The following is a 14,132-nucleotide window of genomic DNA, read 5'->3' as shown; positions in this document are numbered from 1 at the left end:
AAATCCGCTTCCGGCCTTCACCGCCAGTTAAGAGAGGTCTATAGCTTGCTGATCCCATGGTGGCGCCAAGGTGCCTCACGGCAGAATATCGGGCCCCGGCCCGTCACAAACGAAGGAGGAAATGCGTGTCTGAGAAAGCCATTATTACCTGTGCGGTGACCGGATCCATTCATACCCCCTCCATGTCGCCCCATCTGCCGGTGACGGCCGAAGAGATTGCCGAAGCGGCGATCGGTGCGGCGGAGGCCGGCGCGGCCATCGTCCATCTGCATGCGCGCGACCCCCGCGACGGGCGGCCGGATCAGAGCGTGGAGCGGTTCGAGCCATTCCTCAAGGTCATCAAGCAGCGCACGGATTGCGTGGTCAATATCACCACGGGCGGTGCCGCCACCATGACCATCGACGAGCGCCTGAAGCCAGTGGCTTTTTTCAAGCCGGAAGTTGCTTCGCTGAATATGGGCTCGATGAATTTCGGTCTCTATCCGATGCTCGCCCGGTTCTCGAAGGACAAGCTGAAGCATGCCTGGGAATATGATTATCTCGAGGGTTCACGGGACCGGATCTTCAAGAACACCTTTGCGGATATCGAGAAGATCCTGACCACTTGCGCCGAGAACGGCACGCGGTTCGAGATCGAATGCTACGATATAGGCCATCTCTATACGCTGGCTCACTTCGCTGATCGCGGCGTGGTCAAGCCACCCTTCTTCGTGCAAAGCGTCTTCGGCATTCTCGGTGGCATCGGCCCGAATCCCGATGATGTCATGCATATGAAGCGCACTGCCGACCGGCTGTTCGGCAAGGATTATCATTGGTCGGTGCTTGGCGCCGGGCGCAATCAGATGCCGATCGCGGCCATGGCGGCCGCCATGGGCGGCAATGTGCGGGTGGGCCTGGAAGACTCGCTCTGGCTCGGCAAGGGCAAGCTTGCAGTGTCCAATGCCGAGCAGGTGAAGCAGGTGCGCAAGATCATCGAGGGGCTGGGGCGCGAGGTTGCCACGCCCAATGAGGCCCGCGAGATCCTCAAGCTGAAAGGCGCCGATCGGGTGGCGTTCTAGGCCTTATCCAGCAGTACGCGTCATCACCGGGTCAAGCCAGGGCATGACGGTCAACTGTTGTCCTGGATCCCGGCAAAGGCAACGCCGGCCTCACGCATCTCGGTCTCGGCTGCTGCGCGCGAGCCGGCGAGGTCGATCGCGCGGCACGCATCGGCCACGACCGTCACCTGAAAGCCATGGACACGGGCATCCAGGGCGGAATAGGCCACGCAGTAATCCAAAGCGAGCCCGGCCAGCACCACGTGCTCGATGCCATGTTCGCGCAGGAACCCCGCCAGCCCGGTTGGTGTCTGCCGGTCATTCTCGAAAAAGGTCGAGTAGCTGTCGATTGAGGGGTGAATGCCCTTGCGGATGATCAGCCGGGCCTTGTCCCAGCGAAGCTCCGGGTGGAACGCGGCGCCAGGGGTGCCCTGCACGCAATGGTCGGGCCACAGGGTCTGCTGGCCATAGAACATCTCGATTGAGGAGAACGGTGCGCGCCCGGGATGGCTCGATGCGAAGCTCGAGTGGCCTGGCGGATGCCAATCCTGGGTCAGCACCACCGTCTCGAAGGCCTCGATCAGCCGGTTGATGGGGCCGATCACCTCATCGCCGCCGGGCACCGCGAGCGCGCCACCCGGGCAAAAGTCATTCTGGACGTCAACGGCGATGAGCGCCGCTTTCCTCGAAGCGGGATGCGCCATGCAGGATCACTCTCCGATCAGCGCCAAAAAGCATTACGGCGGATGATAGCATCCGCCGCATGGGTCTCAAAAGGCTACGCAATCATCGGAACAGCGATTGCTTGAGCCTTGCTGCTGTCTTGAGTTCTGCCGGCTCAGTCCCGCTGGTTGCTAGGCACATAGTCGCGCCGTGCGGGGCCCGTATAGAGCTGGCGCGGGCGGCCGATCTTCTGGCTCGGATCCTCGATCATCTCCTTCCACTGGGCAATCCAGCCCACCGTGCGGGCGACAGCGAAGAGCACAGTGAACATGGAGGTCGGGAAGCCCAGCGCCTTCAGAGTGATGCCTGAATAGAAGTCGATATTGGGATAGAGCTTCTTCTCGATGAAATACTCATCGTGCAGCGCTATCTTTTCGAGCTCTTTGGCCACCTCGAACAGCGGATCATCCTTGATGCCCATGACGTCGAGCACTTCATGGGTGGTCTTCTGCATGATCTTGGCACGCGGGTCGTAGTTCTTATAGACCCGGTGCCCGAACCCCATCAGCCGGAAAGGATCGTTCTTGTCCTTCGCGCGGGCGATGAACTTGGGAATATTCTCAGGGTGACCAATCTCCATCAGCATGTTGAGCGCCGCTTCATTGGCACCGCCATGAGCAGGTCCCCACAGGCAGGCAATGCCGGCCGCGATACAGGCGAAGGGATTAGCCCCCGATGAACCGGCGAGCCGCACGGTCGATGTGGAGGCATTCTGCTCGTGATCGGCATGCAGAATGAAGATGCGGTCAATGGCGCGCGTCAGAATCTTGTTCTGCTTATAGGGCTCGCACGGAACGCCGAAACACATGTAGTGAAAATTGGAGGCGTAATCGAGGTCGTTACGCGGATACATGAACGGCTGGCCGACCGAGTATTTATAGGCCATAGCCGCGATCGTCGGCATTTTGGCGATCATGCGGCGGCTGGCGATCTCGCGCTGAGCCGGGTCATGAATGTCGGTCGAGTCGTGATAGAAGGCCGACAGGGCTCCGACCACACCGACCATCACCGCCATCGGATGGGCATCGCGCCGGAAGCCGGAGAAGAACCGGTTGACCTGCTCGTGCAGCATCGTGTGGTAGGTGATCGCGTTCTCGAATTCCTGCCGCTGCGCGCTATTGGGCAGTTCGCCATAGAGCAGGAGATAGCAGGTCTCGAGGAAGTCGCCCTGCTCGGCAAGTTGCTCGATCGGATAGCCGCGATAGAGCAACACCCCCTCATCACCATCGATATAGGTGATCTTCGACTCGCAGCTCGCTGTGGAGGTAAAGCCCGGATCGTAGGTGAAATGCCCCGTCTGCCCGTAGAGGCGCGAAATATCGATCACGCTGGGGCCAATAGTGCCCTCGTTCACCGGCAGTTCATGCGTCTTGCCGTCTATGGTCAAGGTCGCCGGTTCGGTTTTGACGTGCTCGTCCATGGCTTTGCCTCTTTGGTCATCTCGGTTCGAGCCGATCAGGCACCGTATACAGGCTGCGCAGGCGCCTTTCGGCTCGAAATATCGCTTTGGCCTATCCCAATCCCATGCCCACCGCAAGCACGGGCAAGTTGAGGGCCTGCCTAGAATTTAGGCAGTCTGCGCCTGATCCGACAGTCTAGCGAGCGCCTCATTACGCCCGAGCACGGCCAAAACGTCGAAGATTCCCGGCGAAATCGTGCTTCCGGTCAGGGCGGCGCGTAGGGGCTGGGCAACCTTGCCAAGTTTGAGCCCGTTTTCGTCGGCAAAATTTCGTACTGCCTGCTCGAGGAGATCTGCCCGCCAGTCCGTGACAGAGTTCAACCGTGGAATCAGGGAATCGAGAAGCTGTCTTGCGGCCCCGTCGAGCACCGCACTCGCCTTCTCATCCAGCCTGAGGGGACGATCGGCGAAGAGGAAGGCTGCATTTCCTGCAAGCTCCACCAAGGTTTTCGCCCGCTCCTTGAGCCCTGGCATCGCGGCAAGAAGCTTGCCCCGCATCTCGCCATCGAGCTTTGCCAATGTCGCGGGGCCATTCTCGACAACCGGCAGGATCGCAATCAGATCCTCAACCAGTGCCTCGTCATCCTTGTGCCTGATGTAAAAGCCGTTGAGATTCTCGAGCTTGGCAAAATCGAACCGGGCCGGAGACCGTCCGATGCCGCCCAGGTCGAACCAAGCGATCATCTGGTCCAGCGTCATGATCTCATCATCGCCATGGGCCCAACCCAGGCGCACGAGATAGTTGCGCAGCGCCTCAGGCAGATAGCCCATGTCGCGATAGGCCTCGACACCGAGCGCGCCATGCCGCTTCGACAGCTTGGCGCCGTCTGGACCATGAATCAGGGGAACATGGGAAAAGCTCGGCACGTCCCAGCCCATGCCGAGATAGATATGGGTTTGGCGCGCCGCGTTGGTGAGATGATCATCACCCCGGATGATGTGCGTTATCCCCATGTCGTGATCATCGACCACGACGGAGAGCATATAGGTCGGCGTGCCATCCGAGCGCAAAAGCACGAGATCATCGAGATCGCTGTTCGGGAAGACAACACGGCCCTGGACCTGATCATCAATGACGGTCTCGCCCGTCTGTGGCGCCTTCAAGCGCACGACCGGCTTGACGCCGGGAGGCGCCTCTGAGGGGTCGCGGTCACGCCAGCGGCCATCATAGCGGGGCGGGCGGCCTTGAGCGCGGGCGGTCTCGCGCATCTCGGCGAGCTCCTCCGGGGTTGCATAGCAGTAATAGGCGCGGCCCGCGGCAAGCAGCGCCTGCGCCACCTCCTGGTGGCGGGCGATGCGGGTCGACTGCATGACGACCTCGCCATCCCAGTCGAGCTTCAGCCAGCGCAGCCCCTCGAAGATCGCGTCGATCGCCTCCTTGGTCGAGCGTTCCCGGTCCGTGTCCTCGATCCGCAGCAGCATCTTGCCACCGGTGTGGCGGGCATAGAGCCAATTGAACAGGGCCGTCCGCGCGCCACCGATATGGAGGAATCCGGTGGGCGAGGGGGCAAATCGGGTCACGACATTTGTGGACATCGCCTTGATCCAGCTGGTGCTTGGGAAATGCTCGGCGCTAGCATGAGCGCGAAGCGCCAAATAGCACGGGGGTGACGCGCTTGCAAAAGCCGTTCCCCCTCGCATTTGGCCGCGACCTGATGGCGGGGGCAGCAGGGGCGCTGTGACCATTGATTTCATTGGCGATGCAAAGCGCCCAACCAGCAGCTTCTGGCGCCGCCTCCGGACCTTCAAGGATCCCATTCAGCGCAAGGTTGCGATCTCGGCGGCGGCGGGTATGCGCCGCGCGTTGGCGGAGGAGGAGCGGGCGGCGTTCCTGTGGAGCCCCGTCGGTCTATGCATCGGCCTTGCCGTCTATTTCAGCCTCGCTGCCGAGCCATCGCTCCCGATGGCGAGCGCGCCCGTGCTCGGCGCTGCATGCCTGCTCGCCATAGGGATCCGATTTCAGCGGGTGCTCGTGCCGGCATTCCTCGTCCTCGCGATCTGCGGCGGGTTCGCGCTGGGCAGCCTGCGCACGGCACTCGTTGCAACACCGAGCCTCATCTGGACAAGCCCGGTGGTGACCCTCACGGGGGTGATCCGGCATATCGAAGGTGAGCCCGTACGCAGACGGCTCATGGTGATCGATATTGAGGGGGTTATCGGCATTCGCCCCGATGACGTTACCGGTGGAAAGCCGCTGAAACGGGTGCGGGTATCGATCGGCAGGGCAGGCGGTCACCTCAAAGCGGGCGAGCGGATCAGGGTTAAGGCGCGGCTGTTTCCCCTCAACGGGCCCGTCATTCCCGGCGGCTATGATTTCGGGCGCATGCAGTGGTTCCAGGGGATTGGGGCCACCGGCTATTCCTTCGGTGCGGTCGAGCGGCTCCCCTTCGAGCCGGGCTTTTGGCAGCGGCTTCATATTGCGATCGAGCGACTGCGCGATGAGATCGGCAGCCGCATCCGTGCCGTGCTCGATGGTGCGGTCGGCGGGCTTGCGGTGGCGCTGGTCAATGGTGATCGCAGCGGAATTCCCGCGGAGGTGACCCAGGATTTCCAGATCTCGGGTCTTGCCCATATGATTTCGATTTCCGGCATGCATATGAGCATGATCGCCGGCACCACCTACTGGCTCCTGCGGGCATTGCTGGCGTTGCTGCCGGGCGCGGCCGTCATGCTACCGGTCAAGAAGATCGCGGGCCTTGCCGCGCTGGTGACGGGGAGCGGCTATTTCCTCATTTCCGGCCAGGATGTTGCCGCGCAACGCTCATTCATCATGATCGCGATCATGCTGACAGCGGTGCTGCTCGACCGCCCGGCAATCTCCATGCGCAATGTGGCGCTTTCGGCACTCATCGTGCTGATATTCGCGCCAGAGGCCATGCTCTCGGCGAGCTTCCATTTGTCCTTTCTCGCCGTGATCGCGCTGGTGGCGGTGTTCGAGGCGATCCACCGCCATCGTGCCGGCAAGGAGGAGGGCATTGATCCCCAATCCATGTCCCGGCGTTCAAGCTGGCCATGGCGCCTCGCGCAGATCATGGCTGCAATGATCGCCATCGACCTCGTCACCACATTGGTGGCGGGCCTTGCGACCGCTCCGGTTGCCGCCTTCCATTTCCAACGGGTATCGGTCTACAGCCTCCTGGCCAATCTGCTGGCAACGCCCGTTGTGGGGCTGATCGTCATGCCGCTGCTGCTTGTGGCGCTCATGGTCATGCCGCTCGGGCTTGAGGCAGCGCCACTCGAGGGGGCGGGGCTTGGCATAGCTATGCTGATCCGCATCGCTGGATGGGTGGCCGAACTGCCGGGGGCGGTGAGCATCGTTCCCGTGCAGCCCTTATGGGCCATTCTGCTCGTGGTCGCAGGCATGCTATGGCTGTGCCTTGCGCGCACCGGCTTGAGGTTCCTTGGATTTGCGCCGATGATCCTCGGGCTGATCCTCGCGCCCACCGCCGAGAAGCCCGATCTGCTGATCGATCGCGAGGGCAAGATCGTTGCCTTACGCAATGGCGAGGGCGCTTTGGCCTTGAGCGATGGCCGGCGCGGCAGCTTCTCAGCCAAGATCTGGCTCGCGCGGGATGGGGATGACGTAAGCCCCGCCCAGGCAGCGCGACGGACCGGCTTCACCTGCGATCCTCAGGCCTGCCTCGGCGAACTAGGCGCGAGCACAGAGGTTGCGCTCGTACGGGATCGCGCGGCGCTCGCCGAGGAATGTGCACGCTCGCGCGTGGTGATCGCTCCTTTTCACATCCGCGGCTCGTGCGCGGCGGAGATCGTGATCGATCGCAAAGCCCTGCTCAAGGAAGGCGCCCACCGCATCGACCGACGGGGAGATGGCACCCTCGCGATCTCCACCAGTCGTAGCGAAGCGGGATCGCGGCCATGGGTCATCGAGAATTGGCGCTATCGTCCGGTCGCAGAGCCTGGGGCCTCGTCAGGATATGTGTCCGCCACGGATTGAGGCTGTCCGATGCACGTCAGTTATGCACCAGCGCCTTATGGGCGTTCACGAATTCGGCCATGCTGGTGAAGCGGAAATCGTGGCGCGGCATCGTGCCGGGATCACGGGTGGCGCCAAAGCCCGTCTTGTCATGCCGACGGTGAATCCAGCAGGAGGCTAGGCCGAACTCGTTTGCCGGCCGGTGATCGTGGAACAGGCTCTCGGCGGTGTGAAGAATATCGCCACGGATTATCCCATAGCCCGCCAGCTTTTCCAGCATATACTCGAAATTGCGCAAGTCCGGCTTGTAAGAGCCAATGTCTTCTGCGGTGAAGACGGCATCGAAATTCACCTTCAGGCGCTTGCTGCTTTCAGCGAAGGACGCGTTATCCACATTCGACAGAATAACCAGCTTGTAGTGTTCCTTGAGGTAGAGAAGCGCGTCAGCGCTGTCCGGGAACGCTGGCCAGTTCTTGATTGAAGCGCCATAGGCAAGGCATTCATCCCAGCTTACCGGGACACCCCATTCCTCGGCCATGCGCTTATAGACCACCGCCAAAAGCTCGGAATAGCGCTTGGCCGGCGTATATTGCTCCTGGGATGCTTCATGGCGCCCGTGGGTTTCGAGGATCTCGTCGCGGCTCAAGGGGCGGGCAACCTTATCGGTCAGCGGCTTCAAGGCTTCGATGATGCCGCTCTCCCAATCGATGAGAGTGCCGTAGCAATCGAAAGTGAGAACCTTGTAATCCGTGATCTTCATCGCCGCCTCCGCCATCTCAACCAGTGATCCCCAATCTGCGCCGCACCTCTGCGGCGGCCTCGCGAAGCCGCTGCAAGTGCTTGGGCCGGCCGCGCTCGACCATCTGCGGGTTCAGTGTCGATATGCTGACGGAGCAGATGATCCGGCCTGCTTTATCCAGGATCGGAACCGCCAGCGCCGCAAGCCCTAAGGAAACATCATCCAGAGCAAATTCATAGCCGCGCGCTTTGATCTGGGAAAGATGGGCGCGAAGCTTGGTGGGATCGGTGACGCTCTTGGGCGTAAGGGCGGGCAGGGGACCTGACAGCACCCGGTCGATCTCGTCATCGGACTGATAGGCGAGGAGCACCTTCGGGGCCCCGCCGCAATTGAGCGCGAGCGTGCCGCCCACCGGCCACCAGCGCAGCTCCATGCCTTGCGCGCCGTGAATGCGCTCGAGGCAGATGGCCGACCCGTTCTGATATATCGACAGAAAGGCCGTGACGTTCAGCTCGTTGGCGAGCTCGGTCAACAGGGGCGAGGCAGCGCTGCGCAGGTCGAAATTGTCGACAACGCTGGCGGCGAGGGTGCGAATCATACGCCCGAGCCCGTAGCGCTGGGTGTCAGGATCCTGGGCGATGAACCCGCCATTCATCATGGTGACCAGCAAGCGCCGGGTGGTTCCCTTATCAAGGCCCGTTTCACCGGCGATCTCCGCCAAAGTCTGCAAGCCCTTGCCGTCGAACGATCTCAGAATGGCGAGCGCGCGTGTGACCGCGCGCACATTCATGCTCGGCCCATCCTCGGTGCTCTGATCTCCCCTTGCCGCTTCTAGAGGCGGCTTCATTACATCTGTCACGGTTACTCCTCGCGATCGGTCGATCCGTTTCAAAAGCGGCTGGTGTATCAATACACCGGAGCGGCGCAAACCCAGGCTGTTCAATTCACCATTTCATTATATGAAATCTATTTTGTCAGTTGACACGACTTTACGGGCTGTGATTGTCTGCGGGCAAGAAGAACATGTGGAGGAAACGAGGTGGCCAGCACGCGGATCGGCGGTGTGGAGGTCGCACGCATCGAGGAGATGCTGACCCCGGGATTTGATCCCGCCTTCCTGTTTCCAGGCTTCAGCGCGGCGCTGCTCGATGAATTCCCCGAGCTGCGCAACCCGAACTTCTTCCACGCCGAGACGGGCAAGGTGATGTCCAGCATGCATAGCTGGCTGCTGCGCATCGGCGATGATGTGGTGCTGATCGATACGGGCTGCGGCAATCACAAGCATCGCTCGGCGAAGGCCTTTCAGCGCTTTCACATGCTCGATCTGCCGTTTCTCGACCGGCTGGCGGCCGCAGGCGTGCGCCCTGAGGATGTGACCTATGTGATCAACACGCACTTGCACGTGGATCATGTGGGCTGGAACACTGCCCTGGTCGATGGCGCCTGGGTGCCCACCTTCCCGCGGGCCCGCTATGTCTTTGGCGCGCGCGAATACGCCAATTGGACCAAAGACGGCCGCAGCCTGCGCGCCCAGCCCGAAGGCGGCGAAGTCATCGAGGACAGCGTGCGACCGGTGGTCGAGGCGGGGCTCGTGGATCTGGTTGAGCCGGGCGACCGCCTGCTTGATGTTTTGACGTTCACCCATGCGCCCGGTCACACCGACGGGCAGCTCAATATTCGCCTTGAGTGCGATGGCGCAGTGGGCCTCTTCACCGCCGACGTGCTGCACCAGCCCATGCAGATCGTCTGTCCCGAGCTCAATACCCGGTTCTGCGAGGACAATGAGCGCGCGCCATCAACGCGCAAGGCGCTGCTTGGCCTGGCCGCCGAGGCCAATGCCGTGATCTTCCCTCAGCATTTCGGGGCGCCGCATGCGGGACGCGTTGCAAATACGCGCGGCGGATACCGTTTCGAGCCGATCACCTGGACGAATTGAGGGAGGCTTTTGCCTATGTCACTCGCTGAAAATCTCAGCGCCGCAAACCATCCCCTCGTTGAGCGCCTGATTGCGGATTTCGGGTCCGATGCGGTGCTCGCGGATGATGCAACCCGCACCTATTACGCCAATGACATCTTCTGGCAGCCGGGTATCCCGCCGCTCGCGGTGCTGCTGCCGGACAGCGCCGAGATGACGGCGCAGATGGTGGGCAGGGCCATTGCCGCAGGCATTGCGATCGTGCCGCGCGGCGGGGGCATGTCCTACACCAAGGGCTATCTTCCGGCGCGTCCGGATTCGCTCGTGATCGATCTTCGGCGGCTGAACAAGGTGATCGAGGTCAATGCGGATGACATGTATGTGACCGTCGAGGCCGGCTGCACCTGGGCCAAGCTCAACGAAGCGCTCGATGGAACGGGCTTGCGCACCGCCTATTGGGGCCCGCTCTCCGGCATCAACGCGACGGTGGGTGGGGCGCTGTCACAGAACAGCGCCTTCTTCGGATCGACCAACAATGCAACGGTTGCGGAAAGCGTGATCGGGGTGACGGTGGCGCTCGCCGATGGCCGTATCGTCACCACCGGTTCCGGCGGCCGCAAGGGCGCCAAACCCTTCACCCGCGAAGGTGGCCCTGATCTCACCGGCCTGTTCCTCGGCGATAATGGCGCCATGGGCGTCAAGCTTGCCGCCACCTTGCGGCTCAATGTGAAGCCAGCGGAAGTCGGCTTTCTCTCGTTCGGCTTCGAGAGCATCGCAAAGATGGCGGCTGCCCAGGTGGAGATGGCTCGCACCCGCGCCATCTCCGAGGGGTTCGGCATCGATCGGACCAAGGCCGAGCATTCGGCGAGCGTCAATAAACTCATGGATGGTGTGAAGACCCTCGGCAATGTGGTCAAGGGCGGCAAATCCATGCTGAGCGGGCTCAAGGATGCGGTCAGCGTCGCAGCCGGTGGCACCGCTTTCCTCAAGGCGCACAATTATACACTTCACTTGGTGCTGGAGGCGCGCACGCCCCAGGAGCTTGCCGAGTCCATGAGCCGGATCCGCGCGATCGGGCAGCGCTATGGCACCGAGATCGAGAATACTGTCCCTAAGGTCATGCGCTCGAAACCTTTCGGTCCGACCCGCGGCATGCTCGGGCTTGATGGGCAGCGCTGGGTGCCGATCCACGCGGTCTTCCCGTTGAGCACCGCCCAGGAGGTTGTGCGGGCGAATGACGACTATTTCGCAAGCCGCCGCGATTTCATGGAGCAGCACGGCATCGTCTATTCCGTCATGACCATGACGGTTGGCAATGAGTTCTTCCTCGAGCCTGCCTTTTACTGGATGGACGAGATCACGCCGCTCCATGCCAAGAGCCTTGGCGATGACGTGGTGAGGCCCTGGCGGGACCGGCCGGCGAATGTGGCGGCACGGGACGCGGTGGCGGAGCTGCGCCGGGGCACGCAGGAGCTCTATGCGCGATTGGGCGGTGTGAGCTGGCAGGTCGCGCGGGACTATCCCTTCAAGGAGCTGCTCAAGCCCGAGACCTGGTCGCTGCTCGAGGCGGTCAAGCAGGCGGTCGACCCGCACGGCCTCATGAACCCGGGCTCGCTCGGGCTTGGCCGGCATTAGGAGAGAGTGACGATGGGCTTCACCATCACAGAAAAGATCCTGGCGCGTGCGGCAGGGGTGCCCTCAGCGAAGGCGGGGGATGAACTCATGGCCAAGCCGGATTTCGTCCTGGCCTATGATTTCCCTGGCTATACTGATGTCTATTTCAAGACGATGAAGGAGGATTTCGGCATCGAGCGCGTGGCCGAGCCCGAGCGCTTCGCCATCTTCATCGACCATATGGTGCCGGCGACGACCCCCAAAGAGGAGGAGCTGCATATTGGCACACGCACCTGGTGCAAGGAGAACAACGTGCCGCTATTCGAACGGCGCGGGATCGGTCACCAAGTTGCGGCAGAAGTGGGCTATGCGGTTCCCGGCGCCTTCGTCGTGCATTTCGACGGGCATATCAGCCAGCTCGGCACCTTCGGCACGCTGGCGATCGGCATGCGGCGGAATGTGCTCGAAGCCTTCGTGCGCGAGCGGGTATCGATCAAGGTTCCGCACACGGTGCGGGTCAATCTCAGAGGCAAGCTCACGCCCGGCGTGATGGCGCGCGATGTGTTCCATCACCTTGTGCGGGTGATGGGACCTGCCTCCTGCCGCTTCCAGGTGCTGGAGGTCGGCGGCCCGGCGCTGGCATCGCTGTCAACGGAAGGGCTGCAGACCATCACTGGGCTTGCCATGTTTACCGGCGCCATTACCGCGATCGTCAATCCGGAGGGTGAGCGGCTGGATTATGCGCTGAAGCGGGCGCGCAAGACACTCGAGCCGGTGCAGAGCGATCCGGATGCGGATTATTCCGCCGTCTACGATATCGATCTTACCGGGCTCGAGCCGGTGGTGGTGATTCCACCGACCCCCTCGAACACCCGCAATCTCTCGGACTATCTGGGCCTCGAAATCAATGCGGGCTATCTCGGCTCTTGCGCCTCGGGCCGTCTCGAGGATCTCAGGATTGCCGCCCAGATCCTCAAAGGCCGGCAGGTGAAGGAGGGCTTCCAGCTCAATGTGATCCCGACGAGCCAGGAGATCATGGCCGCGGCGGGTCGCGAAGGGCTGATCTCGACCCTTGCGGAGGCGGGAGCCTTTGTCTCCTCGCCCAGCTGTGATTACTGCTTCGGGCGCATCGCCACCATGACGGAGAAGCAGCGCGCGGTCTCGACCGGCACGCTCAATGTTCGCGGCCGCATGGGGAGCCCCGACTCGGAAATCTATCTCTGCAATGCAGCAACCGTCGCTGCCACGGCGATCGAGGGGCAGATTGCCGATCCCCGCAAATATCTGTGAGGCCAGCCATGCCGCTCAATAATCTGCATGGGCGCGTCGCCTTTATCTTCGAGGAAGAAGATTTCGACGTCGATCAGATCGTCGGCGTCAAGAATATCAAGATCACCGACATCAACGAGCTCGCGGCGGTCGCCATGAGCTCATATGATCCGGATTTCGCTTCCAAGGTGAAGCCGGGCGATCTGCTCGTCGGGGCCCATAATTTCGGCTATGGGCATCCCCATTACCCGCCAATGCGCGCGATGCGCCATCACGGCATTGCGGGCGTGATCGCTGAAAGCTTCTCGCCCGGATATTGGCGCGGGGAGATCAGCATGGGCTTTCCCCAGGTGAGCTGCCCCGGCATTCTCAAGCTCGTCGAGCGCTGGGACGAGGTCGAGGTCGACTGGCAGGCGGGCCTCGTGCGCAATCTCACCAAGGGCACATCTTTGCCCTTCGAGCCCCTTTCGGCCGCCGATGAACAGATGCTCATGGCCGGCGGCCTCGTTCCCTACCTCAAGCAAACGACGCCCAGACAGGGCGATTTCAAGGGATAACTGACATGGCGAGAAGCAGCGAGTATCGCGATCGCGTTCTGGCACAGAAGACCGTGTGGGCGGCGGGGGCTTACGACGCGCTCTCAGCCAAGCTCATCGAGCAGGCGGGGTTTGATGCGGTCATGACCTCGGGCTTCGGGGTCTCCGCCTCCCATCTCGGCCTGCCGGATGCCGAGCTCTATACCATGTCAGAAAATCTGACGGTGGTCCGCAATGTCATCAATGTGGTCAATGTGCCGGTCATCGCCGATATCGACACGGGCTATGGCAATGCGATCAATGTGATGCGCACCGTGCGCGAGTTCGAGGCGGCGGGCGTCTCGGCGGTCATTCTCGAAGATCAGGTGGCGCCCAAGCGCTGTCCCATTTGCGTGGGCGGCGTCGAGGTGATCCAGAAGGACGAGGCGGTGGCCAAGATCTCGGCCGCGGTTGCCGCCCGGCGCGATCCCAACATGCTGATTATCGCGCGCACCGATGTGGTGGACGAGCAGGAGGCGATGGAGCGCGGCAAGGCCTATGTGGCGGCCGGCGCGGACGTCATCCAGCCGATCAGCAAGTGCTTCAAGTCGATCGAGGGCCTGCGCGCTATGCGCCAGGCGGTCGGCGTGCCCTTGTCTTTGCAGCTGCTCGGCTGGCTCGAAGGCTTGAGCCCGGAGGAGGTGGAGGAGGTTGCAGGCATGGCAACCTTTGCCTTGGTGCCGCTCATGACGGCCGCCGAGGCGCTGCGCGAGAACCTGAGCGTGCTCGCCAAGACCAAAACCAGCAAGGATCTGCCGCGGCCGCGTACCGATCATAATGACTTCATCGAGTTCATCGGCTTCAAGCAGGTCGAGGAGTTGCAGCTCAAATATCTGCGCGCAAGCTGAGGGCAAGCGCAGAGACGAA

At 62.1% G+C, this 14,132-nt stretch carries 12 protein-coding genes; 7 read left to right on the top strand and 5 right to left on the bottom strand.

The window, feature by feature from the left end; all coding sequences use genetic code 11:
- Nucleotides 1-125: 125 nt before the first annotated feature.
- Nucleotides 126-1,058, top strand: coding sequence for a 3-keto-5-aminohexanoate cleavage protein (locus RCF49_RS03425; protein ID WP_342642645.1), 933 nt, complete (start codon nucleotides 126-128; stop codon nucleotides 1,056-1,058).
- A 50-nt stretch (nucleotides 1,059-1,108) separates the two neighbouring features.
- Here the strand turns inward: RCF49_RS03425 and pncA are convergent, their stop codons facing one another.
- The 3 genes from pncA to gltX all read right to left on the bottom strand — a co-directional run bounded on the left by pncA (nucleotide 1,109) and on the right by gltX (nucleotide 4,755).
- Nucleotides 1,109-1,741: a bifunctional nicotinamidase/pyrazinamidase gene (gene pncA, locus RCF49_RS03420; RefSeq protein WP_342642644.1), complete on the bottom strand. Its 633-nt coding sequence runs from the start codon at nucleotides 1,739-1,741 to the stop codon at nucleotides 1,109-1,111.
- Between the two features lie 134 nt (nucleotides 1,742-1,875).
- A complete protein-coding gene (gltA, locus tag RCF49_RS03415) occupies nucleotides 1,876-3,180 on the bottom strand; it encodes a citrate synthase (protein ID WP_342642643.1) in 1,305 nt (434 codons plus the stop codon).
- 147 nt (nucleotides 3,181-3,327) lie between these two features.
- Nucleotides 3,328-4,755: a glutamate--tRNA ligase gene (gltX, locus tag RCF49_RS03410; RefSeq protein WP_342642642.1), complete on the bottom strand. Its 1,428-nt coding sequence runs from the start codon at nucleotides 4,753-4,755 to the stop codon at nucleotides 3,328-3,330.
- Between the two features lie 142 nt (nucleotides 4,756-4,897).
- Here gltX and RCF49_RS03405 point away from each other — a divergent pair, with 142 nt between their 5' ends.
- On the top strand, nucleotides 4,898-7,174 hold the full coding sequence (locus RCF49_RS03405; RefSeq protein WP_342642641.1) for a ComEC/Rec2 family competence protein: 2,277 nt from the start codon (nucleotides 4,898-4,900) through the stop codon (nucleotides 7,172-7,174).
- A 16-nt stretch (nucleotides 7,175-7,190) separates the two neighbouring features.
- On the opposite strand, the gene RCF49_RS03400 is transcribed toward RCF49_RS03405, so the two are convergent.
- Together RCF49_RS03400 and RCF49_RS03395 are read right to left on the bottom strand one after the other, a co-directional pair.
- On the bottom strand, nucleotides 7,191-7,913 hold the full coding sequence (locus RCF49_RS03400; RefSeq protein ID WP_342642640.1) for a haloacid dehalogenase type II: 723 nt from the start codon (nucleotides 7,911-7,913) through the stop codon (nucleotides 7,191-7,193).
- A 16-nt stretch (nucleotides 7,914-7,929) separates the two neighbouring features.
- Nucleotides 7,930-8,751 carry an IclR family transcriptional regulator gene (locus RCF49_RS03395; RefSeq protein WP_342642639.1) on the bottom strand — a complete coding sequence of 274 codons (822 nt, stop codon included), beginning with the start codon at nucleotides 8,749-8,751 and terminating at the stop codon, nucleotides 7,930-7,932.
- 180 nt (nucleotides 8,752-8,931) lie between these two features.
- Between RCF49_RS03395 and RCF49_RS03390 the strand changes: the two genes are divergently transcribed.
- Genes RCF49_RS03390 through RCF49_RS03370 form a run of 5 tightly spaced genes read left to right on the top strand, consistent with a single transcriptional unit; the run spans nucleotide 8,932 to nucleotide 14,113 of the window.
- On the top strand, nucleotides 8,932-9,828 hold the full coding sequence (locus tag RCF49_RS03390) for an MBL fold metallo-hydrolase (RefSeq protein ID WP_342642638.1): 897 nt from the start codon (nucleotides 8,932-8,934) through the stop codon (nucleotides 9,826-9,828).
- Nucleotides 9,829-9,843: 15 nt separating this feature from the next.
- Entirely contained in the window at nucleotides 9,844-11,442 is a 1,599-nt protein-coding gene (locus tag RCF49_RS03385; RefSeq protein WP_342642637.1) for an FAD-binding oxidoreductase, read from the top strand.
- 12 nt (nucleotides 11,443-11,454) lie between these two features.
- Nucleotides 11,455-12,711, top strand: coding sequence for a 3-isopropylmalate dehydratase large subunit (locus RCF49_RS03380; RefSeq protein WP_342642636.1), 1,257 nt, complete (start codon nucleotides 11,455-11,457; stop codon nucleotides 12,709-12,711).
- 8 nt (nucleotides 12,712-12,719) lie between these two features.
- Nucleotides 12,720-13,247 (top strand): 3-isopropylmalate dehydratase, encoded by a 528-nt coding sequence (locus tag RCF49_RS03375; RefSeq protein WP_342642635.1) that lies wholly within the window; start codon nucleotides 12,720-12,722, stop codon nucleotides 13,245-13,247.
- 5 nt (nucleotides 13,248-13,252) lie between these two features.
- A complete protein-coding gene (locus RCF49_RS03370; protein WP_342642634.1) occupies nucleotides 13,253-14,113 on the top strand; it encodes an isocitrate lyase/PEP mutase family protein in 861 nt (286 codons plus the stop codon).
- Nucleotides 14,114-14,132: the final 19 nt, after the last annotated feature.

It is taken from the genome of Rhodoligotrophos sp. CJ14, from assembly GCF_038811545.1.
Taxonomy (GTDB): domain Bacteria; phylum Pseudomonadota; class Alphaproteobacteria; order Rhizobiales; family Im1; genus Rhodoligotrophos; species Rhodoligotrophos ferricapiens.
The sequence above is the reverse complement of the archived record's forward strand: the minus strand, read 5'-3'. Positions and strand labels throughout refer to the sequence as shown.

Bases quoted from the DNA above. Each gene is read 5' to 3' on its own strand.
- RCF49_RS03380 (WP_342642636.1), top strand. From the start codon at position 11,455: ATGGGCTTCACCATCACAGAAAAGATCCTGGCGCGTGCGGCAGGGGTG.
- gltX (WP_342642642.1), bottom strand. From the start codon at position 4,755: ATGTCCACAAATGTCGTGACCCGATTTGCCCCCTCGCCCACCGGATTC.
- pncA (WP_342642644.1), bottom strand. From the start codon at position 1,741: ATGGCGCATCCCGCTTCGAGGAAAGCGGCGCTCATCGCCGTTGACGTC.
- RCF49_RS03385 (WP_342642637.1), top strand. From the start codon at position 9,844: ATGTCACTCGCTGAAAATCTCAGCGCCGCAAACCATCCCCTCGTTGAG.
- gltA (WP_342642643.1), bottom strand. From the start codon at position 3,180: ATGGACGAGCACGTCAAAACCGAACCGGCGACCTTGACCATAGACGGC.
- RCF49_RS03370 (WP_342642634.1), top strand. From the start codon at position 13,253: ATGGCGAGAAGCAGCGAGTATCGCGATCGCGTTCTGGCACAGAAGACC.
- RCF49_RS03400 (WP_342642640.1), bottom strand. From the start codon at position 7,913: ATGAAGATCACGGATTACAAGGTTCTCACTTTCGATTGCTACGGCACT.
- RCF49_RS03375 (WP_342642635.1), top strand. From the start codon at position 12,720: ATGCCGCTCAATAATCTGCATGGGCGCGTCGCCTTTATCTTCGAGGAA.